This window comes from Clostridium thermosuccinogenes (assembly GCF_002896855.1).
In the GTDB taxonomy this organism is placed as follows: Bacteria; Bacillota; Clostridia; order Acetivibrionales; family DSM-5807; genus Pseudoclostridium; species Pseudoclostridium thermosuccinogenes.
Window position 1 is genome coordinate 12,681 of record NZ_CP021850.1, and the last position, 22,911, is coordinate 35,591.

Sequence of the window (22,911 nt, forward strand, 5' to 3'; positions counted from 1 at the left end):
TTACAAATGAAAATTTTTCCAAGAACTCTCTTAGGTAAAATCATACCACGTTCATGGGTGGTTGCAGTGGTTTACTGGCGCTGGAAAGAAGCAACATCGAACGGTTCTCTGTCTTGTAATCAAAAAATATAAATAGCTATGATGATCGTTTGATGGTTGTTATGATGGATATTGATTGCTCTATATATTTATATATATATGAGTGTTTTTAGTGCTGAAATTAATATGTGCTTTATGGTAATATGTAGCTGGATATAAATTTATTGAAATAGCTGACAGAGGGGGATGCATTTGAAAAAACAGTTTATATACGTATTAAAGCTAATACCGGCCTTATTAAAAGAAGAGAATTGGACTGCAAAGGAAGAAGAAATTGTAGGCAGGCACTTTAAAAAGCTGCAGGAGTTACTAAAAAAGGGAAAGCTTATTTTAGCAGGTAAAACTGACGGATTGGATGAAAAGACCTTTGGCATTGTTATTTTTGAGGCCGATTCAGAAGAGGAAGCAAGAAAAATTATGAATAGCGACCCTGCAGTTGCAGAAGGAATAATGAAGGCAGAACTGTCCCCTTATAGGGTTGCATTAATGAGAGAATCTGTTTGAACATAAACACTTTTCAATAGACTGTTAAGTGAATTATGTTTTGTAATGTAAATGGTTGCTTAAACATAGAGGACAAAAAAGATACGATTATACTTTGATATAAAGGATATGTTAATATGGCAGAATTAAAGACCAAGCAGCACGATGGTGATGTTTTTGAATTTATTAACTCCTATGCCAATACCGAGCAAAAGCGTCATGATAGCTATGAACTTGTAAAGCTGATGCAAAGGGTTACAGGATATCCTCCAAAGATGTGGGGTTCTTCGATGATCGGGTTTGGCAGCTATCATTATAAATCTGAGCACAGCAGACAGGAAGGAGATTGGCCATTGGTGGCATTTTCGCCCCGTAAAGCAGCAATCTCATTATATGTATTTACAGGAAATCCGGAGCATGAGTATTTGCTGGACGACTTGGGAAAGTTTTCAAAGGGTAAGGGCTGCATCTATATTAAGCGGTTGTCTGACATCAATATAGAAGCACTTGAAAGGCTAATTCGAGTCACAATTGATTACTTAGAAGATAAATATGGGAGAAATCAATAGCAACAAATAAAAAACCATAGTCTTCTAATCAGCGAGCTCTACTATGAGCTAATTGCACAGTCTAATTTAGCAAGTTATATTTACTGAAGGAAAAGTTGATCACTGTGAAGCTTACGTTTGCATACGGAGTAAATGGTGTTACAGAAGAGTACAAATCCAAAAAGATAGTATTTTAATTATTACAAATCGAGGTACATAGGGTTGGGTATATGGAAAAAGTAATTCCACAATATGTAATGGAACGCATAGCTAAAATTACAAAAAATCAAAATGGGATGCGTGTTTCCATTGTGCATTCTAAAGTATTTGCCTCTTAAAAAGTCAGGAGCTGCTAATCTCTAGAATTAACAGCTCCATGATGGCGGAGAGGGCGGGATTCGAACCCGCGTGTCGTTTCCGACAAACTGATTTCGAGTCAGCCCCGTTATGACCACTTCGATACCTCTCCGTATTAAATGATGCGGCAAATTATTTTGACAGGCCAAGACACGACCTCAATTAAACATATGCCAGACATCAGGCCATTAAATAAGTTTAGCATATATATTTTACAGGTAATCCAATGTAAATGCAAGGGTAAAATTTGTATTCAACCGGCTATTTTGATTTTCGTGCCCTCAACTCTCTAAAAAATCTCTTTAAGATATCCGAACATTCATCCTCAAGAACTCCCTGCATCACTTCAACCCTGTGGTTGAACTGCTCAACCTCCAAAACATTTATCACTGATCCGACAGCTCCTGCTTTGGGATCGGGAGCGCCGATGAACAGACGGTTGATCCGTGCATGAAGGATGGCGCCGGCGCACATGGTGCAAGGCTCTAAGGTCACATACATATCGCAGTCATTCAAACGCCATGTTCCCAGCTTTTTGGATGCCTTCTGCAGGGCTGATATTTCAGCGTGCATAGTCGGGTCCTGCTTCAACTCTTTAAGGTTGTGGCCTCGGGCAATTATTTTGTCACCTTTCACTATTACGGCACCTACGGGTGTTTCATCCTTATCATAAGCTTTTTTTGCTTCCTTCAGAGCTTGTTTCATAAACCATTCATGGGTAGGTCCTTCTTTTTTTGATAAGCTGGTATCTGCCGGCTTCAAACTCCTTACAACCTCCATACAAGAAAAATGGAACATAAAACCTAAATTAAGCAAAACCTCACAACAGGATCGAAAAAAATATAAAATAAAAAAAGGATTAATACAATCCTTTTTTATTAAAAATATTATGTAACTGGTGCGCCCAAGAGGATTCGAACCTCCGGCCTGCGGTTTAGGAAACCGACGCTCTATCCTGCTGAGCTATGGGCGCATGAGCTAACGAATTATTATTATAGAGTAGAAAATGAGATTTGTCAACCCCTATAATAAGCATATTATATAACTCATATCAATGTAAATTATACGTTTAATTGAAAAAGTTATTTCCACCCCAAATTCATAGACAGTGGAATTTAGTTTTGCAAATCGCTAGAAATGAGAAAGGTGGAAGTTACTTTTGCAAAGATCACACTGTTCCTATTTTCTTGTGAAAGCTGGAATATTGTCTCTCAAAAAGCTATGATATATATGGTGGTGCCTCTGAAGGGGGTACATATATGCGTGGCTTTAAACATTTGAGTCAGGAAGAAAGAAATATAATTGAACAAAGGTTAATCAGCAGGAAATCATTCAAAAGCATAGCACGCGAGCTTGGAAAGGACCCAACCACGATATCCAAGGAAGTGAAGAACCATATCCAATTTAGGAAAACCGGCTGTTATGGAAGAGTGTTCAATGATTGTAAACATCGTATTGGTTGCCCTGTTAAGCATCTTTGCGGCAGTTTGCGTTGTAGCCGTTATTGTCGCGCTTGCAAGTCTCGCATGTGTTCATCACTATGTCATGAGTATCAACAGGAAATTTGTCCCAAGCTTTCGAAGCCGCCCTATGTTTGTAATGGTTGTGAAGACAAACAGTCTTGTACATTAGAGAAGAGGATTTATTCTGCAACACATGCACAAAGAGAATACGAGACAGTACGCTCTGAGTGCCGTCAGGGTTTACAAATCACTGAAGAAGAAGCGATAAGATTGGATTCCATTATTAGCCCGCTGCTAATTAAAGGCCAGTCACTCCACCATATATGCATTAACCATGCTGATGAAATCATGCTCGATGAACGCACACTCTACAACTATGTGGACAAGGGTATCTTTACAGCAAAAAATATCGATATGCCAAGAGTTGTACGTATGGGCAGACGTAAAAAGGGAAAAGACCAGTTCAAAGTGGATAAAAAATGCCGAATAGGCCGAACTTATCAAGACTTTCTTAAATTTATGCAAGAGCATCCGGACCTTCCCGTAGTGGAAATGGACACGGTAATAGGAAGAATAGGCGGCAAAGTCCTGCTGACACTGCATTTTACTGTCCCACAGCTCATGCTCGCATTCATTAGAGATGCTAATACCTCCCAATCTGTCATTGATATCTTTGATCAGCTTTACCTGGAACTAGGCCCGGATACCTTCCGCAAATTGTTCCCGGTATTACTTTGTGACAACGGCAGTGAGTTCTCGAATCCGTCCGCTATTGAATTCGATTCACATGGGCAACGCAGAACCTGTGTATTCTACTGTAATCCGCTGGCTCCTTACCAGAAAGGCGCAGCAGAAAACAACCATGCTTTGATTAGACGCATTATCCCAAAGGGTACTTCTCTTGATGAGTTTACTCAGCGGGACATAACTCTTATGATGAACCATATCAACTCGTACAGTCGACTGAATCTCGGGGATAAAACCCCTTATTGGGCTTTTGGATTGCTCTACGGGGAAGAAATATTAAGAAGGATGAATGTAGAACTCATCCCGACAGATAATGTCACCCTGCATTCATCCCTTCTTAAGAAATAAATATTAAATAACCAGAGGCACCACCAGCCACAACTCTATAAGCATTTACAAACAGGGTGGAAATTACTCTTGCAAAAAGTTAGTTAATCTTCACACCTCTAGTTTGATATACCCAAAAAAGGGCTGGCTTTGTTCCTCTACTTCATATTTTAACCTATTATTGACTGAAAAGCATTAAAAATTTGCCTAAATAAACTAATCCAAAACCCGCTGAATTACTATTTTTCTCAATGATAACAGCATCCATGGAATTTACTTTTGCAAAGTGGAAATTACCTTTTCAATTGACCATGTAAATTATACCCAATTGAAAATTAGATCATACCTTAAACAAATTTATAATGGTTTTACACTAAACAGCTTATAAACAATAAACTGCGTGGTAAAACTATGTCATCCTGCTACCTCAAAGGCAGTAAATATATAAAATGCAACAATTTTATGGCCGGCTCAGTCCCAACCTTCAGTTTTTACATATTTTATCCGATAATAATATAGGATTTGTTTAAAAAGTTGAATGTAAAAACAGATAATTCTGTCTGAGAGACGTATTGCTTCATTTATGATTTATCGACAGATATGACAGGAGGATATAGCGGTGTTTGGCTTGAAAAAGATAGACTGGAAGGATTTCTTAAAAATAATACTGGTGATTACAGTGGTCGCAGCGGGCATAGCCGGCCATGAGGCTGCATATGGAGCGGCAGATTCATCTCTTAAGCTTACTGTATTGTATACTACACAGATACGATTGGACTGGGAGGATAACCTGAACAATGAAAGTGGCTATATAATTGACAGGAAGGTTGACTCCGAAGACTTCAAGGAGATTGCATCCTTGCCTGCGAATTCCACAAGCTATACCGATTCCAGTGTTTCAATCGGCAAGGTTTATACTTACAGGGTTCGCTGGATTGATGCATCTAAAATGACCCATATATATACTGCTGAAGTGTCCACAACGACCACAGCGGTTGAGGCGCCCATATCTCTTAAAGTTACCCCTATGTCTTCCACCAGGATTGACCTGACATGGACCTATCCCAACTCCCAAAGCTACGAGACGGCTATTGAAAGAAGGGTGAAGGATGGCGAATGGGAGCTCATAGCGACGGTAAGCAAGGATGTCAACAGTTATAGCGATGAAGGATTGAAGCCAAATACAATTTATTATTACAGGGTTAAAGCGGTATCAGGAACTCAGGTGAGTTCTCGCACATATCCCAACAATAATGTGGGAATAGGGGCGCATGTCTTGATGGACGGACCGAAAAACCTATATGGATATGCTGTTACCAATGCACGTATATCCCTGCATTGGGACGATTGTGAGAATGAAACCATGTACTATGTTGAGAGAAGGGCCGATGGTGAAGATACATTTACAACTGTAGGATATGTGGCGGCCAACACCACCTATTGGAGCGACTGGGGAGTAAATGCAAATACAAGATATACATACAGGGTGAAGGCAGTAGCGACTGCAAACAGCTATGCATACTCCGATGAGGTGGCGGTAACCAGCACCTACCTGGAATCACCCGTTAACCTTAAGGCATCAGGTATATCATCTACGGAAATTGCTTTAAGCTGGGATGATAATTCGGGCAGAGAAACCGGATTTGAGATATGGAGAAGGGAAGAGGGATCAAGTTCTTGGAGTAAAATTGATTCGGTAGGAAGAAACGTAAAGAGCTATACAGATAGCGAGGTCTTTGCTGGTAAAAAATATTATTACAGAGTGCGGGCATCTGTTTTTCAAAAGGATATATTTTCTGCTTTCACTAATGAGGCGGCAGCATATGCTCAAGGTTTAAAAGCGCCGGGAAATTTGAATTATACTGTGGATTCGAATTCCCAAATAAGATTGACATGGACTGATAATTCCAGCAATGAAACTGGTTTTATAATTGAGAGAAAAACAGGGATGGACGGTGCCTGGAGCGTGATTGCCACCCTGGGAGCAGGTAAGACGAGCTTTACCCATACAGGTCTGGCGAAGAATGTCCATTATTTTTACAGGGTTAAGGCTTTTAACTCCGTGAATAACTCAGGCGCATACAGCGAAGAGCTGGAGGTGGTCATAGGAGACATACCTGAAGCTCCGTCCGGATTTAGAATTGAAGTTTTATCTTCCACAGAGGTACGCCTTATATGGACGGACAATTCCGATGATGAGCTGGGATTTGAGATAGAACGGAGACAGGGCAGCGTCAGGACTTTCAGCAAGGTGGGCGAAACGGGTGCAAATGCTGAATCCTACCTGGATCGCGGCCTAAAACCGGGAACAAGATACTGCTACAGGATAAGGGCTTTTAACAAGAACGGAAAATCAAAATACAGCAGGGAAATATATGTGACGACGAGAAAAGGCGAAGAATTTGCCGATGTAGATTCCGGCTACTGGGCATATGGAGCAATACAGACCACGGTTTCCAGAGGGATAATGGCAGTCGGCGAGGAAAAACGTTTTGATCCTGAAGGAATCGTAACCAGAGGAGAGTTTGCCGCAATCATAGTGAAAGCTTTTGACCTTGAAAAGGCAACTGCGGGAGCTTTCGACGATGTAAACCCAGGAACTGAGCATTACAAGGAGATACTGATTTTGAAGGGACTGGGAATTGTTTCGGGAGATGAAAATAACCGCTATTATCCGGGAAATCCTCTGAGCAGACAAGATATGAGCGTTATTGTTGCCAGGACAATGAAAGCTCTTGATAAACCGCTTACAGGGTATGGAGAGTCGGTGCTGAATAAATATTATGATCGGGATTCCATAGATTCTTACGCTTTGACAAGCATGTCGTCCCTTGTGGGTGAGAAGATCATAAACGAAAGGATACGAAACGGCAGAACCTATTTGGATCCGAAAGCCGGCATAACGCGAGCGGAAACTGCATGGGTACTGTATAATCTGCTGAGGATGCTTTGATAAATAGGGAGCGGTTGCGAAATCCCAGGAGAAGGCCTCCTGATTGACATAAAGCATTTTTATAGCTTTAATATCTTTAATACTAAAAATGAGTACAATAAACACAATAAAAATAAATTCAATTAATGCAATTAATGCAATTAATGCATCAAATATATCAGCCCTGCCTGTTTTAAGACAAGCAGGGCTGACTATTTTATCGTTGAATGTTATGTCTGGGCCGGCAATCTTTTTTTCCTTTTTTCACGATAGTTTAAAAAAATGTCTTTTATAATTAATAAAAACAGATACTTAACCTTCCTCGATCAGAACTGCTCTGACCGGGGAACCTTCTACGCCATCGATTTTAAGGGGCAGGCAAGAGAAAAAATACTCCCCTGGCTCCACATCCTTAAGCATAAGGCCTTCAACTATACCGATGTTATTTGACAAAAGGGTGGTATGCACCTGGCTGCTTTTTGTATGGAAGCCTTCAACCGAAAGATAATCCACCCCTACTGTCCTGACCTTCTTTTCCACAAGATAATCCGCTGCTGATTTGTCTATATAGATGAAATCCTCCCGGAAAATTCCATCCTCAGGTATAGAACTGTTTGCGGTTTTGAAAAATACCGCATCGCCAGGTTCGATTGGAAAAGAGATGATATCCTTCTCTGTTATGCATCTTTCAACATTGAGTTCAAAGACTTTGGTGTATCCGGTGAACCGGGACAGATCAAGGGAGTCTATCTTTATTCCGTCATCTATGAAATGATAGGGAGCATCCACATGAGTGCCTGCATGCAAGCCTATCTTTATGGAAGATACATTGCATCCGTCGCCATTCTTTATAGATTGATCCCTTATAATCTCCATATCCTTGTCTCCAGGCCATAGGGCCATGCCTGGGTAAATGCTTCTGCTGATATCGATAATGCGCCTGATTTTCATGCAACCACGTCCTTTCCTTATAAATGGCGGATTCTTCATGTATAACTCAAAGAAAAATATCCGGGTTTGCTATCATCTTGGTAGGTTAAACACTTCCTGAGGCTTAGTGCCTTATTGCAAACATATTTTCTGTTTTTAGCTTCCCCGGCTTACTGCTAATATTTCTTGTTAATATAATCATCCGTCAGGGATTGCTGCTTTTTATTTTCCAAAAGGCCTTCTGCTCTCAAAACATCGGCAATTGCAGCGCTCTTGGTATGAAGAATCAAAAAATCCCCTTCATCGGAATCGCCCAGGTAATGAAAAGCATCAATTTCCATCAATATATCAGGGTCTTTTATGACAATCTCAATCAGCTTGCCCTTCAATTGTTTTGATTTGACATTGACGTAATATGCCTCACAGTTGAAATCAATCAGCCGAAGCAGGGCAAGGGTGGTTTTATCTTTTAAATGGTAATAATTCATGGACTCCGCATAGTAATTGCGGCGTTCCTTATCTGAATTTTTTGGGTCATTGGCAATCCAACGCCAGTACTTGGCATAGGTGTTATAATAATGGTGATTGTATACAGCCTTTTTTATGTTATCCACCTTTGTGAAAGGCTTGATATCAAGGCTCTCCATATACCGGAAATTTTCTTCAATAAATTCGCTTTTAGTCATATCCCCCATTTTGTATTGTATTAGGAGGCTTTGTCTGTGTCTTAAAAACTGGTCAAATTTATTCATAAAGTTATGCACCGCCTGTCATGTTCCAATGATAAACGAGTTTTTGCAAATTGTAAAGGGTATGGGCACAATATCCAAATCCCTAAATGATCAAGCTTGCTCCATACAAAGGCTGTGAAGGCAGGCAGAAGCAAGAGCAGACAGAGACCAAAGCAGACATAAACCAAAGCAGACAGGGATATTTCTTTAGCATCCCACAGAATAAATTTCACAAGTCACAGGGGATTTATGCAAAAAGCAGGCTGCAAGGGATGTTGCATTAAAAATAAATTGTGGTAAATCATATACATAGCTTCATGAAGTATGGTTTCTACAATGATTTCATGGCGAGAGGATTTGGCACTGGAATTCCCATAGCGGAGTTTTATAAATCTTGTCGACAGAGGATAATAAATCTTTGACTTGGGTGATGGTTATCCGATATAATAGGGATAATCCATAATTTGGCTGAAGGAGGTATGAAGATGGCTGGTAAAACTAATACACTGCCAAAGCGTGATGAAATTGATGCTAAATATAAATGGGCACTGGAACATATCTATGAAGACAACGAAAAGTGGGAAGAGGATTTTAAAAAGGTAAAAGCTCTCTCGGGAGAGATAAAGAATTTTAGAGGGACCCTTGGAGAAAGCGATGAAAAACTACTGGCGTGTTTGAAATTGTGCGACGAGATGCTGTCGCTGAACGATAAGGTGTTTGTATATGCGAGGATGCGCAAGGATGAGGACAACTCCAACGGCTTCTACCAGGCCTTAGCTGACAGGGCGGCAACTCTTGCCACCGAAGTGTATGCATCGGTTTCCTTTATAGTGCCTGAGATTATTTCTATACCGGAGGAGAAGTTAAAGGGCTTTTTGGAGAAAAATGAGGATCTGCGGCTATACAAGCATTATATAGATGAACTGCTGCGGCAGAAAAATCATACCCTTTCGGAGCGGGAAGAGGAGCTTCTGGCACTTTCTTCAGAGATAGCCCGGGCTCCGCGGGACATTTTCACAATGTTCAACAATGCCGATATTAAATTCCCGGTGATTAAAGATGAAAACGGAGAAGAGGTTGAACTTACAAAGGGAAGGTATATAAGTTTTCTCGAAAATAAAGACAGAAGGGTGCGGCAGGATGCATTCCATGCCCTTTACAGCTCTTACAAAAAATTTGAAAACACCCTGGCGGCTTCTCTTATAGGCAATGTAAAAAAGAACAGGTTTTATTCTTCCGTGAGGAAGTATGGTTCAAGCCTTGAAGCTTCCCTGGATTCCGATAACATCTCCGTTGATGTATACAATAACCTGATCGATACCATAAACAAGAACCTACCTTTGCTTCACAGGTATTTAAGGCTGCGCAAAAAGGCTTTGAAGCTGGATGAGCTGCATATGTATGATCTGTATGTGCCCATCGTGGAAGAACCCGGCAAGAAAGTGCCTTATGAGGAGGCATTGAAGATGGTTGAGCAAGGGCTTCAGCCTTTGGGTGGGGAATATGTAGGATATCTGAAAGAAGGTTTTGAGTCGGGCTGGATCGATGTGTATGAGAACCAGGGCAAAACCAGCGGAGCATATTCCTGGGGGGCTTACAATACCCATCCTTATGTGCTGTTGAACTATCAGGACACCATTAATGATGTATTTACGATAGCCCATGAAATGGGGCATGCTCTGCATACCTTTTATACCAACAAAACTCAGCCGTATATATATTCGGAATACAAGATATTTGTAGCGGAGGTTGCATCTACAGTCAACGAATCGCTGCTCATGCAGCATATGCTTAAAAATACCCAAAGCAAGGCTGAAAAGGCTTACCTGCTGAATCATTACCTTGAAGAGTTCAGAGGTACAGTATTCCGGCAGGTCATGTTCGCCGAGTTCGAGAAGATTATACATGAAAAGATTGAGCAGGGTGAGGCGTTGACAGCAGAATCCCTGTCCAAGATATATTATGATTTGAACGTGAAATATTTTGGGCCTGAGGTGACGGTGGACGAAGATATCGCCATGGAATGGGCAAGGATACCGCATTTTTACACCAGCTTTTATGTGTACAAGTATGCTACGGGATTCTCAGCAGCCACATCCATCTCCCAGCAGATACTTAATGAGGGCCAGCCGGCTGTGGAACGGTATATAGGATTCTTGAGCAGCGGAGGCTCCGATTATCCTCTGGAGCTTTTAAAGAAAGCCGGAGTGGACCTTTCTACGCCCAAGCCTGTCCAGGATGCTCTGGATGTGTTCGCTCAGGTGCTGGAAGAACTGGAGAAGCTTATTTAAACTGTTAAAAAGCGAGCATCATTGCAGCGGACCAAAGGGACACTCGGATTATGGCTATATAATTTAAAATAAAATTTATCAGCATGGCGGCATAAAAAAGCAGTCTTTGCGGATTTGGTGTGATAAATTTTAAAATGGTGTTGACAAATGCAAAATCAGAATATAATATATATAAAAATATGTTAAACCGATGAGCGAGAGAAGTATGCCTGACACTGCGTTCAAAGAGATCTGCAGGTGGTGGGATTGCGGAAGCGAAAGACAGGTTGAATGGACTCGCGAGGGCAGCTGTGAAATTGATGCTGAATTGCGGGATAAAGTAGCGGCTGACGGGTACTCCACCTGTTATAAGGGGAGCATACATGATGGTGTATGGATAAAGGGGGCCTTTTAGGCCAATTTAGGTGGTACCGCAGAAGTCATAGAGCTTTTGTCCTTAAAATTTAAGGATGAAAGCTTTTTTTGTTACACAAAACCAAAGTGGTTATGCAAAACTAACATGCCAAATAGGTTTTGAAAAATCATAAAATTTACATAAATCATAACAAACAACAAAAAGAGAGGAGAAAGAATTATGGCGAGGATACCTTACAAGACATACCTTTCAGAGTCGGAGTTACCCAAACAGTGGTATAATCTGCGGGCAGACATGAAGGAGAAGCATGATCCGTTTCTTAATCCGGGAACATTAAAGCGACTTACGGCGGAGGAAATGTACCCTATATTCTGCGAAGAGCTGGTGAAGCTGGAGATGGATGACACTACAGAGTACTTCGACATACCTGAGGAGGTGCAGGAATATTACAGAACCTTCAGGCCATCACCTCTGGTCAGAGCGTATAATCTTGAAAAGGCTCTGGATACGCCGGCTAAGATTTACTTTAAATTTGAGGGAAACAACACTTCAGGCAGCCACAAGCTCAATGCAGCCGCGCCTATGGCTTACTATGCAAAGAAGCAGGGGCTTAAATCCCTTACCACCGAGACCGGAGCAGGACAGTGGGGAACCGCACTTTCCATGGCCTGTGCATATTTCGGCATCGATTTGACGGTTTATATGGTTAAAGTTTCCTATGAGCAAAAGCCCTTCAGGAAAGGGGTAATAGAGACCTATGGCGCCAAAATCATTCCCAGCCCTTCCGACACCACTGAAGCCGGGCGTGCCATCCTGGCTAAGGATCCTAATACGGGAGGAAGCCTGGGTTGTGCAATTTCCGAAGCCATAGAGGCTTCCCTGAGGGACAAGGACTGCAGGTATGCCTTGGGTTCGGTGCTCAATCAGGTGCTGCTGTTCCAGTCCGTCATTGGTCTGGAAAGCAAAATAGCCCTGGAGAAGCTGGGTGAATACCCGGATGTGGTAGTAGGCTGCGCTGGAGGAGGTTCCAACTTGGGGGGCCTGATAGCACCCTTCATGAAGGATAAGCTGCAAGGCAAGGTGAATACACGTTTTGTAGCCGTAGAACCGGCTTCCTGCCCGTCTTTCACCCGTGGCAAATATGCTTATGATTTTTGCGATACGGCAAGAATCACACCCCTTGCAAAGATGTATACTCTGGGAAGCAACTTCATTCCTTCCCCAAATCACGCAGGAGGCCTCAGGTATCACGGCATGTCCCCGGTGCTTTCAAAGCTGTATCATGACGGATACATGGAGGCAATCTCCGCCGAACAGACAAAGGTGTTTGAAGCTGCCGTCAAGTTTGCACAGGTGGAACAGATACTTCCGGCTCCGGAATCTGCTCATGCCATATATGGTGCAATTCAGGAAGCTTTGAAGTGTAAGGAATCGGGAGAAGCCAAAACCATTCTTTTCGGCCTCACAGGCACAGGTTACTTCGATTTGAAAGCATACATGCAGTATAATGAAGGAGCTATGGACGACTATATACCTACCGATGAAGATTTGCAAAAAGGATTCGAAGGATTGCCAAAGATTGATGGAAATGTGATATAATTTACCCAGAAAATCATTTGATTCTTATGATTCTTAGGGGGAAATTATGGAGGAACAATATTATATCGACAGAGCTTTGGAACTGGGAGCAGATCACGCGGTCGCCTTCAGTATTGGTGATATTGAATTTGATTCCCGGACAATATTAAAGTGCATGTTCGGTTGCGGGGATTGGGGCAAAGGCCATACATGCCCTTCAAGGCCAGGTTCGCTCAAACCGTGGGAGTATGAGCAGGTGTTTAAGAGATATTCGTGGGGCATCATTATACACTCTACCAGCAAGAAAGTTTCCCAGGAGGTTTCCTTCCAGATTGAAAGGGAGGCGTTTCTGAACGGGAAATACATGGCCTTTTCGCTGAGCGACTGTGCTATATGCTCCGAATGCATGGGGCTTAAGGGAAAGGAATGCGCCAATCCGATAAAGGCAAGGCCGGCGTTTCACAGCGTAGGGATTGACGTGTTCAAGACGGTCAGAAAATTCGGTCTTCCTATTGAAACATTAAAAGACAAGGATCAGGAGCAGAACTGGTACTCGGCGGTCTTTATAGAATGACATCAAGTACTGCCCTGTATGAAATCTTGGCACATAAAGAAAATGCGGCATTATAAAGAGAAAGCTATATTGTTCACAAAGCTTTGGAGTTGCTAAAAATTATTGTTTTTGACTGCAGGATTTCATTTTGCAATCAGTTTTCCAGGTAAAATTTCATATCGCGTATAACCTTAACTAAAAACCTCCTATGACGGTTTTATAAATCCCGCTATAGGAGGTTTCATTTATTTTTGCTTCATTGTTTTATCCGGAAAAGGCGGTGTTCTATTGACGTCAAACCTCTTCCGGATGCATATTGGCTTTTATTTCGCAACTATGTTGACCAGCCTGTTCTTTACTACGATTACCTTCTTGATCTCTTTGCCGTCTATAAACGGTTTTATTTTTTCATCAGCCAGAGCTATTTTTTCAACCTCACTGTTGTCGGCATTTGACGGTACGTCTGCCTTGCTTCTTACAGTCCCGTTGACTTGTATTGCAATTTCTATCGTGTCCTTGACCAGGGCATTTTTGTCCCACTCCGGCCATTTCTGGTTGAATATTGAGTATTCATAACCCAGTTGCTCCCACATTTCTTCCGCAAAGTGAGGGGCAAAGGGTGCCAGGAGCCTTATAAGGTCTGCTATAACTTCTTCCATAAACTTGAGGTTTTTCTGCGGTACGTCGGAATCATATTTGTAAAGGGCGTTTACCAGCTCCATCATTCTGGATATTGCCGTGTTAAACTGGAACTTATCGGCATCCTCCGTTACGCCTCTTATTGCAAAATGCCTAGCATAATTTAATTCTTTTTCAAAAGAGGCTATGTCATTTCGTCCGGCATCGCCTTTTATCTCATTAAACCTTTCTACGAGCCTTTCAACCCTGCTCACAAACCTTGCTATAGCCTTGATTCCATCATCATTCCAGGGACCGCCTTCAGTATAGTTGAAGCCGAACATCAGGTACAGCCTGAACACATCGGAGCCATACTTGCTTACATAATCATCGGGTGAAATGATGTTACCCTTGGATTTGCTCATTCTGTTCCCATCAGGCCCGAGGATGATTCCTTGATGTGTCAGGGATTTAAAAGGTTCGTCAAATTTGAGGTAGCCGAGATCCCTCAAAGCTTTTGTTATGAACCTTGCGTACAAGAGATGCATTGCTGCATGCTCCGGTCCTCCTATATATTTGTCTACCGGCAGCATTTTATTAATCCATTCCGGATTAAAGGGTTCCTTACTGTTTTTATTGTCCGGATACCTCAGGTAATACCACGACGAGCATACGAAAGTATCCAGCGTATCGGGATCTCTCTTTGCCGGAGCTCCGCATTTCGGGCAGGTGGTATTCATAAACTCCTGGCTCTTCTTTAATGGGGACTCGCCGTCGGGAGTAAATTCCACGTTATATGGAAGCAATACGGGGAGATCCTCTTCCGGAACAGGTACAATGCCGCAGTGCTCGCAATGTATCACAGGTATGGGAGCGCCCCAATATCTCTGTCTGGACACGAGCCAATCCCTCAACCTGTAGTTGATCTTCAGGGAACCTTTTCCGTCCTTCTCCAGCTTCTCAACTATCTTCTTCCTCGCATCCTCGGATTTTACTCCGTCGAATTCCTCACTGTTCACAAGTACTCCATATTCCGTGAAAGGAAGCTTGTCGTCAACGCCTTCAGCCCCTTTAATAACGCGCTTGATAGGCAAGTTGTACTTGGTTGCAAATTCATAGTCCCTTTCGTCGTGGGCAGGCACCGCCATAACGCATCCTGTGCCATAGCTGGCAAGCACGTAGTCCGCAATCCATATGGGGACTTTTTCTCCGGTTATGGGGTGTACGGCGTAAGCTCCGGTGAATACTCCGGTTTTTTCCTTGACGGTAGACATTCTTTCGATCTCCGTCTGCTTTTTAGCATACTCCCTGTATTCCTCGACTTTTGCCCTGCACTCCGGAGTGGTTATAACATCCACCAGATCATGCTCCGGGGCCAATACAACATAAGTTACGCCATACAGAGTGTCGGCTCTCGTGGTGAAAACCTTAAAGCTTTGGTCACTGCCGCTGACCTTGAATTCAATTTCTGCTCCCTCGGACCTTCCTATCCAGTTTATCTGGATCTTCTTGGTTTTTTCCGGCCAGTCCAGCTCATCCAGCTTTTCTATCAGTTCATCGGCATATGCTGTTATCTTGAAAAACCACTGGGTAAGATTTTTTTTGGTTACTTCCGTACCGCACCTCTCGCAGGAGCTATCCACCACCTGCTCATTGGCAAGAACTGTCTGGCACTTGGGGCACCAATTGACAGGGGCATTCTTCCTGTAAGCCAGTCCGGCTTCATACAGTTTCAGAAACAGCCATTGAGTCCATTTGTAGTAATCGGGAAGGCAGGTAACGATCTCATAGTCCCAGTCAAAGGAGGCTCCCATTTCCCTTAGCTGCCTTTCCATGGTTTCAATATTTTGAAGGGTTGAATCTTTGGGATGTATCCCTGTCTTTATGGCATAGTTTTCCGCAGGCAGACCGAAAGCATCAAAGCCCATAGGCTGAAAAACTTCATAACCCTGCATCCTCTTTAACCGCGCCCATGAATCGCTGGGGCCATAATTATACCAATGGCCTACGTGAAGCTTTGCTCCGGAAGGGTATGAAAACATCTCAAGACAATACAGCTTCTTGTCTATGTTTTCCGGATGAAACTTATACAGCTTGGTCTCTTCCCATTTCTTTTGCCATTTTCTATCGATGTCTGCTGAATATGGCATAATATCACTCCTTTATGTCTGCTAAACATTAAAAAAACCGCCTCAGCAAGAGACGGGGTAATTTCCGCGGTACCACTCTAGTTAGCTTCCTTTATAAGAAAGCTCCCTCTGTGAACGGCATCGGTGAAATGTAAGCTTTACAAATACCGTTCCTTTCTGTAACGGGAAAACCCGGCTTACCCTAATTATTCAGGCAGCAACTCCAGGGTGAGTTCAAAGGCGTGTTACTGCCGGCTCGCACCTTCCCCGGCTCTCTGAGAGTTCCGCTAACCTTTTACTAATCCCCTTCATAGTCTTTAAACTATACTTTTGAAAATATTATCACAAAATAAGAGTATTTTCAAGCCGTTTGTTTATCAAGTATTGACATGGCCGGCTGATTTTATTCCGATAAGTGTCATTGCTTCTGTAATGCATTTGTAATATACTGAAATCAGCGGTATTTTTATGTTCTATTATTCCGTATTTGGGGGGATAGCTTTGTTTCAGGAACATCCGGGAGTAAAACCGTCCATGAGCTTTTTTCTTATTATCATACCAGTTTTACTAGCAATTATTCCGGTGCTTGCCGCCTTCAGCCTTCTTCAGGAAAACCGCACATCTAATGAACAGAGAGTATCAGCCTTGGAAGAAGAAATACAAAGGCTGGAAGAAGAGAGGGACAGCCTTAAGGAGAAAATATCTGCCCTGGAAAAGGAAGCTTCTGCCTTGAAAGAGGAAAATACAGGCTTCAGGCAGGATATTGAGGAAAAAGATTCTAAAATCGAACACCTGCAGGAAGAAAAGAAGGAATATGAAGATAGGCTGAAGGACATGGAAGAAAAATTGAAGCTCTATGGTGCGGCAGGGATCACAGAAAACAAAAATCAAAAGGTGGCTTATCTGACCTTTGATGACGGACCTTCGGAGAACACTGAAAAAGTTCTGGACATCCTCAGCAAATACAAGATAAAAGCGACTTTTTTTGTAGTAGGCAGGCAAAACATGCCGGAAAGATATAAGAGAATTTTAAAGGAAGGCCACGCAATCGGTAATCATACCTATTCCCATGATTACAGCAAGATATATTCATCCGTGGATGCTTTCTTTGAGGACTTTGATAAGCTAAACTCGCTGCTTGAAGCTTTTACCGGACAGACTACAGATATATTCAGGTTTCCCGGCGGCTCCCACAATACGGTGAGCAAATCGGCAGGAGGATCGGAGATCATTAAGGAAATTATAGAAGAGGCCTCAAAAAGAGGTTACAAATATTTTGACTGGAATGTGACGGCTTCGGATGCGACCTTGGCCGGAGGCATGGTACCTAAGGAAACGATTGTAAATAATGTGCTTTCCGGCACCAAGGGCAGGAAAAATATTATAGTCCTGATGCATGATGCCGGCAGCAAGGATACCACAGTGGAAGCTCTTCCCGAGATAATTGAAGGCTTGTCCGCCCAGGGTTACAAGTTCGGTGTTCTTTCAAAATATGTGCAGGGAATGTAAGTAAAACAAAAGTATATAACAGGCAAAAAAAGGGGTTAGTCTTTCGACTAACCATGTAAAGGGGGTCAAAATGTATTTTGTGAGGTCAGTATTATTTTTGACCCCTTTTTACCTCCTTATACATAAAAATATAAATTTTTTTAATTTAATAGTATGTGGACTTTCAGTCTGCTAGAGCAATCAAGACACTGATAATCAACTGAGCTTTTTAATTATCTCCTCCACTATCCTGCTTTTGTGTTTTCCCGCACAATGAATGGTGATATCGGCATACTTTTTATATAAAGGCACCCTTTCCTTATAAATGTCAAGAAGCGTCTGGCTTTCATTTCTTGCAATTCCACGGGTGGACATATTCTTTATCCTTTTGTCCAGATTCCTGTAATTAAGCTGCAGATAGATAATTTTACCGCGGCTTTTTAAGTGGTGCATTGCATTCCTGCTGTAAACCACACTGCCACCGGTGGCTATGACATGGTTTGTTGTGTCAAGGCTCATCACCGCAGCTTCCTCAATCTCCATAAAGGCTTTAAGGCCTTTTTCATTTAAAATATCCTGAAGGGAAGAACCCTCTCTTTCCCGGATGATATTGTCCGTATCGATAAAAGGCATTTCCAAGGTTTTTGAAAGCAGCATTCCGACAGTGGTTTTTCCAGCACCGGGCATACCGATCAGCACTATGTTGTTGTCATGCATGGATAAAATCACCTCATATCTTTCTGTCCAGTTGCAGGCATATCGCCCTGTATAAAAATTCATATATTAACCCTTGTCTGATAATAATATTATAGATGACAAGGTTGCAAATTGAAATACTTGAAGTCTTTATGCCATTATATTACAGCCGGCGGCTATTTTTAGCTGATGCCTATGCTGTTGATTTAAATATTGAGGAGGATTTGACACTATGAGTGAGCATGAAGAGAAGATTATAAATGCGGAAAATCTGAATATTGATGCGACCCTGGAGGATATATCCAAAAACCTTGGGAGGGGAGAAACCCTGATTCTTGATGTCGGCAACAATTATTTCAATCAGACGGACAGAATATATGACACGCTGGTGACGAGGGGATATGATGTCAAAAAATCATTCAAAAACGGAAGAAACCAGATAATCATACGAAGCGGAGACCAAAGGTAATATCTTATACTTCATTATTGTACTCAGAAATTATACTCAGAAGATACTTCTGGGTTTTTTTCTTTATTAAGCAATATTTGCATTAAAAAGAGGCAATTAGTGCCATATTACGACTATAAAATGATATATAATAATATATATCAACATCAGATTGGGGTTTTGGTATGTACGAATGCTTCATCGGCCTGGATATAGGAACTTCAAGCGTCCGGGCTGTCATGTTTGATAACAAAGGCTTTCAGATAGGCATTGAAAGCATCGAGTACTCTATAATAAGCGATACCGACGGATGGGCTGAGCTTGACCCGGAACTTATATTCAACTCCAGCCTTAAGGTGATAAAGGACTGCATCGGTAAATCAGAATCAGGAAAGAGCTGTATCGCCGGCATAGGCATAAGCTGCCAGATGCATAGCCTTATGGCTGTAGACAGCGAAGGGACCCCTCTTACCAGGTTGATTACATGGATGGATACGAGGGCAGATAAGGAAGCTAAGCTTATATCGGAACGCTTTAATGCGGAAGACCTCTACTTTAGGACAGGATGCAGGGTCCAGCATCCTATGTATCCTCTGAGCAAGCTTTTGTGGCTTAAAAACAACGCTCCGGATATTTTTAAAAAGGCTTATAAGTTTATAACAATAAAGGAGTACATAATTTATAAGCTGTATAACCAATTTGTGGTGGATTATACCCTTGCATCAAGCCAGGGGTACTGCAATGTATACAGCCACCAGTGGGACAGGGATATGGTAGAGGGCATCCTGGACTTAAGCACCGACAGATTCAGTGATATAGTTGAGTGTACATATGCATTAAAAGGTATGAAACCCGAATATGCCGGAGCAATGGGAATTGATGCCGATACTCCTGTGATTATAGGCTCCGGAGACGGAATAATGGCAAACCTGGGGTGTGGAGTTTATGATGACACCTCCATGTCATCAACAATAGGCACCAGTGGTGCGATACGCATATCGGCAGACAAACCGCTGTTGGATCCTCAGCAGCGAACGTGGTGCTATTCCTTTACGGAGGATTTGTGGGTGTCGGGGGGCGCGATCAACAACGGAGGGATAGTGCTTAAATGGTTGAAGGAGCAGTTCAGGGATCAATTCGAGCATGATGCCGGACTCTATAACGAAAGCATATATAAGCTGTTTGACAGGTTTGCAGACGAAATCAAGCCGGGCAGCGACGGCCTTATTTTTCTTCCATATCTCACCGGGGAGAGAAGCCCCGACTGGAATGCCGGTGTCCGGGGAATGATGTACGGCCTTGGCCTTTCTCACGGAAGGAAGCACATCATCCGGGCAGCGATGGAAGGAATAATGTACAGAATGTACTCAGTGTATGAGGTGATATCGGGATTAAGGGACAGCGCTGTACATATAAGGGCGAATGGTGGATATGCCAAGTCCGATGTCTGGCTTAAGATGCAGGCGGACATTTTCAACAAGGAAATACTGGTGTCGGGAGTGGAAGAGGCATCAGCTCTTGGGGCGGCCTATTTATGCATGCTGGCTTTAGGAGAGGTCCGGGATATCAAAAAGCTCCTCCCGGGCATGCAGCCAAAAAAGGTCATCGCTCCATCACCGGAGAACCATGAGATATATGCAAAGGCTTATAAATCCGCGAAAGAGCTATATCAGAATGTAACCCAAGGCATGCTGAAGTAAGGCAAGTGGAAAAGATGGATGGCTAGACTACCTTGGCTTATGTCCTTGGTATATTTGATATTAATAGTACAAATTTATCGGGGGAGAGGAATTTTATGAATATGTTCAATTTACAGGGGAAAAATGCAGTGATACTTGGTGGTGCCGGTGTTCTTGGGTCAGCCATGTCCAGAGGGTTGGCTTATGCCGGTGCTGGTGTGGCTGTATGCAGCCTGCATGAAGAAAAGGCTGTAAACACTGCTTCTGAAATAGCAAAAGAGGGTGTAAAAGCAAAAGGGTATAAGCTGGATGTTACCGACCTGGATGAGTTGAATAATGTGTGCAAGGCTATTATAAAGGATTTTGGAAGAGTGGATATTCTGGTAAATGCGGTGGGAGGCAACATGAAAGGCGCTACAACATCTGATACCGTATCGTTTTTTGATTTGCCTGCATCAGCTATAGAAAATGTCTTCAGATTGAATCTCACGGCCGGAGTGGTGATGCCTTCCCAGGTATTTGGAAAAGAGCTGGTAAAGAATCCTGAGGGCGGGGTAATAATAAACATATCATCGATGAACGCCTTCAGACCGCTGACAAGGGTACCCGGCTACTCAGCAGCTAAAGCGGCGGTAAGCAACTTTACACAATGGCTGGCTGTTGATATGGCGAAGAACTATGGTGAGAAAATCAGGGTAAATGCCATTGCGCCAGGCTTTTTCCTGACGGAGCAGAACAGGTTCATGCTTACAAATCCTGAGAACGGAGAGCTCACCCAAAGGGGCAGAGACATAATTAATCATACCCCCATGGGAAGGTTCGGGGCACCGGAAGACCTTATCGGAACTTTGATATGGCTGGCTTCCGATGCATCGAGGTTTGTCACCGGGGTAGTTGTACCTGTTGATGGAGGATTTTCAGCATTTTCGGGAGTTTAATAGCGTGGATGTGGACAATGAGCCATCTAAAAGGTTTATTGTGTACATGATGGTGCTTTTACTATTAGCTGTTTTTGCAGTTTTACATAAATACAGATAGAAAGGTTGGATTTTATGAGCAAGCAACAGATAGGGGTTATCGGACTGGCCGTTATGGGAAAAAACCTGGCAAAGAATATTGAAAGCCGTGGGTTTTCGGTTTCAGTCTATAACCGTTCAAGGGAAAAAACCGACGAACTGCTGGCGGAAGCCGCAGATAAAAAGATTGTGGGGACATATAGCATTGAAGAATTCGTGAATTCTCTGGAAGTCCCGAGAAAAATAATAATGATGGTTAAGGCGGGGAAACCGGTGGATGATACGATAGAGCAGCTTAAGCCGTATCTGTCCAGGGGGGACATCCTTATAGACGGAGGCAATTCCTTCTTTATGGATACAATAAGGAGAAACCGGGAACTGGAAAAGGAAGGCTTCAGATATATAGGAACCGGTATTTCCGGAGGGGAAGAAGGAGCGTTGAAAGGCCCTTCCATAATGCCCGGCGGTCAGAGGGATGCCTATGAGTTTATAGAGCCGGTGCTCATAGCCATATCTGCAAAGGTGGATGGAGATCCCTGCTGTACATATATTGGCCCGGATGGAGCCGGCCACTATGTTAAAATGGTGCACAACGGCATAGAATACGGTGACATGCAGCTGATAAGTGAAGCCTATTATGTGCTCCGGGAGCTGCTGGGTTTAACTGCGGAGGAACTGCATGAGGTATTCTCCGAATGGAATAAGGGAGAACTGGACAGCTACCTTATAGAGATAACTGCTGATATATTTACAAAGAAAGATGCTGATACCGGTAAGCCGATGGTGGATGTCATACTGGACAGGGCAGGACAGAAGGGTACCGGAAAGTGGACCAGCCAGAGCGCTTTGGAACTGGGTGTTTCTGCTCCTACCATTACTGAGGCCGTATATGCAAGGGCAATTTCTGCATTAAAGGCTGAACGGGTTGCCGCCAGCAAGATTTTGAAGGGTCCGGAGCCCAAGAAGTTGGAAGTAGACAGGGATGAATTTATAGAACTGGTGAGAAAAGCCCTCTATGCCAGCAAAATATGCTCTTATGCCCAGGGATTTGCTTTAATGAAGGCGGCTTCGGAAGAATATGGCTGGAATCTCGACTATGGAAATATAGCCATGATTTTCAGGGGAGGCTGCATTATCCGGGCACGTTTCCTGCAGAAAATAAAAGATGCCTACGATAGGAATCCGAAGCTGGCAAATCTCATGCTCGACCCATACTTTAAGGATGTGCTGGAGAGCTACCAGTCGGCATGGCGCAAGGTTATATCGGTATCAATAGAGCATGGCCTGGCAGTACCGGCATTTTCCAGTGCCCTGGCCTATTTTGACAGCTACAGGAGTGAATTCCTTCCGGCAAACCTGCTGCAGGCACAAAGGGACTATTTCGGAGCCCATACCTTTGAAAGAGTGGACAGGGACGGAATCTTCCATTATAAGTGGTTTTAA

At 42.9% G+C, this 22,911-nt stretch carries 17 protein-coding genes, 2 tRNA genes and 2 other annotated features; of the genes, 12 read left to right on the forward strand and 7 right to left on the reverse strand.

The window, feature by feature from the left end; translation table 11 throughout:
* The first annotated feature begins 291 nt into the window (after window positions 1–291).
* The gene (locus CDO33_RS00055; protein WP_202849539.1) at window positions 292–603 is read left to right on the forward strand and encodes a YciI family protein; all 312 of its coding nucleotides are present in this window, start codon (window positions 292–294) and stop codon (window positions 601–603) included.
* A 116-nt stretch (window positions 604–719) separates the two neighbouring features.
* Complete coding sequence (locus tag CDO33_RS00060) at window positions 720–1,151, forward strand: DUF1801 domain-containing protein (protein ID WP_103083017.1); 432 nt, start codon at window positions 720–722, stop codon at window positions 1,149–1,151.
* Between the two features lie 359 nt (window positions 1,152–1,510).
* Here CDO33_RS00060 and CDO33_RS00065 read toward each other — a convergent pair.
* The 3 genes from CDO33_RS00065 to CDO33_RS00075 form a co-directional block, all read right to left on the reverse strand.
* Window positions 1,511–1,599 (reverse strand) — tRNA-Ser (locus tag CDO33_RS00065).
* Between the two features lie 149 nt (window positions 1,600–1,748).
* Complete coding sequence (gene tadA, locus CDO33_RS00070; RefSeq protein ID WP_274540112.1) at window positions 1,749–2,249, reverse strand: tRNA adenosine(34) deaminase TadA; 501 nt, start codon at window positions 2,247–2,249, stop codon at window positions 1,749–1,751.
* A gap of 134 nt (window positions 2,250–2,383) precedes the next feature.
* A tRNA-Arg gene (locus CDO33_RS00075) sits at window positions 2,384–2,460 on the reverse strand.
* Window positions 2,461–2,746: 286 nt separating this feature from the next.
* Here CDO33_RS00075 and CDO33_RS00080 point away from each other — a divergent pair.
* Together CDO33_RS00080 and CDO33_RS00085 are read left to right on the forward strand one after the other, a co-directional pair.
* Window positions 2,747–4,045 carry an IS30 family transposase gene (locus tag CDO33_RS00080; protein WP_103083328.1) on the forward strand — a complete coding sequence of 433 codons (1,299 nt, stop codon included), beginning with the start codon at window positions 2,747–2,749 and terminating at the stop codon, window positions 4,043–4,045.
* Between the two features lie 598 nt (window positions 4,046–4,643).
* On the forward strand, window positions 4,644–6,977 hold the full coding sequence (locus CDO33_RS00085) for a fibronectin type III domain-containing protein (protein WP_103082165.1): 2,334 nt from the start codon (window positions 4,644–4,646) through the stop codon (window positions 6,975–6,977).
* 291 nt (window positions 6,978–7,268) lie between these two features.
* Here the strand turns inward: CDO33_RS00085 and CDO33_RS00090 are convergent, their stop codons facing one another.
* Both CDO33_RS00090 and CDO33_RS00095 read right to left on the reverse strand, forming a co-directional pair.
* Window positions 7,269–7,907 carry a cyclase family protein gene (locus CDO33_RS00090; protein ID WP_103082164.1) on the reverse strand — a complete coding sequence of 213 codons (639 nt, stop codon included), beginning with the start codon at window positions 7,905–7,907 and terminating at the stop codon, window positions 7,269–7,271.
* Between the two features lie 155 nt (window positions 7,908–8,062).
* A complete protein-coding gene (locus CDO33_RS00095; RefSeq protein WP_103082163.1) occupies window positions 8,063–8,638 on the reverse strand; it encodes a DUF6648 family protein in 576 nt (191 codons plus the stop codon).
* Between the two features lie 464 nt (window positions 8,639–9,102).
* On the opposite strand from CDO33_RS00095, the gene pepF reads away from it, so the two are divergent.
* From pepF to CDO33_RS00115, 3 genes are all read left to right on the forward strand, one after another.
* A complete protein-coding gene (gene pepF / locus CDO33_RS00100) occupies window positions 9,103–10,908 on the forward strand; it encodes an oligoendopeptidase F (protein WP_103082162.1) in 1,806 nt (601 codons plus the stop codon).
* Between the two features lie 181 nt (window positions 10,909–11,089).
* Window positions 11,090–11,349 (forward strand) — a binding site (T-box leader).
* A 133-nt stretch (window positions 11,350–11,482) separates the two neighbouring features.
* Window positions 11,483–12,862: a TrpB-like pyridoxal phosphate-dependent enzyme gene (locus CDO33_RS00110; protein ID WP_103082160.1), complete on the forward strand. Its 1,380-nt coding sequence runs from the start codon at window positions 11,483–11,485 to the stop codon at window positions 12,860–12,862.
* Window positions 12,863–12,908: 46 nt separating this feature from the next.
* Window positions 12,909–13,415, forward strand: coding sequence for a DUF2284 domain-containing protein (locus tag CDO33_RS00115; protein WP_103082159.1), 507 nt, complete (start codon window positions 12,909–12,911; stop codon window positions 13,413–13,415).
* A 302-nt stretch (window positions 13,416–13,717) separates the two neighbouring features.
* Here CDO33_RS00115 and leuS read toward each other — a convergent pair whose 3' ends face one another.
* Entirely contained in the window at window positions 13,718–16,165 is a 2,448-nt protein-coding gene (gene leuS / locus CDO33_RS00120; RefSeq protein WP_422678806.1) for a leucine--tRNA ligase, read from the reverse strand.
* Between the two features lie 42 nt (window positions 16,166–16,207).
* Window positions 16,208–16,462: a binding site (T-box leader), on the reverse strand.
* A 180-nt stretch (window positions 16,463–16,642) separates the two neighbouring features.
* Here leuS and CDO33_RS00125 point away from each other — a divergent pair.
* Entirely contained in the window at window positions 16,643–17,650 is a 1,008-nt protein-coding gene (locus CDO33_RS00125) for a polysaccharide deacetylase family protein (RefSeq protein WP_161496550.1), read from the forward strand.
* 195 nt (window positions 17,651–17,845) lie between these two features.
* Here CDO33_RS00125 and CDO33_RS00130 read toward each other — a convergent pair whose 3' ends face one another.
* Window positions 17,846–18,409, reverse strand: coding sequence for a shikimate kinase (locus CDO33_RS00130; protein WP_422678805.1), 564 nt, complete (start codon window positions 18,407–18,409; stop codon window positions 17,846–17,848).
* Between the two features lie 148 nt (window positions 18,410–18,557).
* On the opposite strand from CDO33_RS00130, the gene CDO33_RS00135 reads away from it, so the two are divergent.
* The 4 genes from CDO33_RS00135 (at window position 18,558) to gndA (ending at window position 22,911) form a co-directional block, all read left to right on the forward strand.
* Window positions 18,558–18,794: a hypothetical protein gene (locus CDO33_RS00135; protein ID WP_103082156.1), complete on the forward strand. Its 237-nt coding sequence runs from the start codon at window positions 18,558–18,560 to the stop codon at window positions 18,792–18,794.
* A 164-nt stretch (window positions 18,795–18,958) separates the two neighbouring features.
* On the forward strand, window positions 18,959–20,473 hold the full coding sequence (locus CDO33_RS00140; protein ID WP_103082155.1) for a gluconokinase: 1,515 nt from the start codon (window positions 18,959–18,961) through the stop codon (window positions 20,471–20,473).
* A 95-nt stretch (window positions 20,474–20,568) separates the two neighbouring features.
* Window positions 20,569–21,390: an SDR family oxidoreductase gene (locus CDO33_RS00145; protein ID WP_103082154.1), complete on the forward strand. Its 822-nt coding sequence runs from the start codon at window positions 20,569–20,571 to the stop codon at window positions 21,388–21,390.
* A gap of 114 nt (window positions 21,391–21,504) precedes the next feature.
* Window positions 21,505–22,911 carry an NADP-dependent phosphogluconate dehydrogenase gene (gndA, locus tag CDO33_RS00150; RefSeq protein ID WP_103082153.1) on the forward strand — a complete coding sequence of 469 codons (1,407 nt, stop codon included), beginning with the start codon at window positions 21,505–21,507 and terminating at the stop codon, window positions 22,909–22,911.

Excerpts from the sequence above, each read along its gene's own strand:
- CDO33_RS00060 (WP_103083017.1), top strand. The coding sequence starts at position 720 with ATGGCAGAATTAAAGACCAAGCAGCACGATGGTGATGTTTTTGAATTT.
- CDO33_RS00080 (WP_103083328.1), top strand. The coding sequence starts at position 2,747 with ATGCGTGGCTTTAAACATTTGAGTCAGGAAGAAAGAAATATAATTGAA.
- CDO33_RS00090 (WP_103082164.1), bottom strand. The coding sequence starts at position 7,907 with ATGAAAATCAGGCGCATTATCGATATCAGCAGAAGCATTTACCCAGGC.
- CDO33_RS00095 (WP_103082163.1), bottom strand. The coding sequence starts at position 8,638 with ATGAATAAATTTGACCAGTTTTTAAGACACAGACAAAGCCTCCTAATA.
- pepF (WP_103082162.1), top strand. The coding sequence starts at position 9,103 with ATGGCTGGTAAAACTAATACACTGCCAAAGCGTGATGAAATTGATGCT.
- CDO33_RS00110 (WP_103082160.1), top strand. The coding sequence starts at position 11,483 with ATGGCGAGGATACCTTACAAGACATACCTTTCAGAGTCGGAGTTACCC.
- CDO33_RS00115 (WP_103082159.1), top strand. The coding sequence starts at position 12,909 with ATGGAGGAACAATATTATATCGACAGAGCTTTGGAACTGGGAGCAGAT.
- CDO33_RS00130 (WP_422678805.1), bottom strand. The coding sequence starts at position 18,409 with ATGAATTTTTATACAGGGCGATATGCCTGCAACTGGACAGAAAGATAT.
- CDO33_RS00135 (WP_103082156.1), top strand. The coding sequence starts at position 18,558 with ATGAGTGAGCATGAAGAGAAGATTATAAATGCGGAAAATCTGAATATT.
- CDO33_RS00140 (WP_103082155.1), top strand. The coding sequence starts at position 18,959 with ATGTACGAATGCTTCATCGGCCTGGATATAGGAACTTCAAGCGTCCGG.
- CDO33_RS00145 (WP_103082154.1), top strand. The coding sequence starts at position 20,569 with ATGAATATGTTCAATTTACAGGGGAAAAATGCAGTGATACTTGGTGGT.
- gndA (WP_103082153.1), top strand. The coding sequence starts at position 21,505 with ATGAGCAAGCAACAGATAGGGGTTATCGGACTGGCCGTTATGGGAAAA.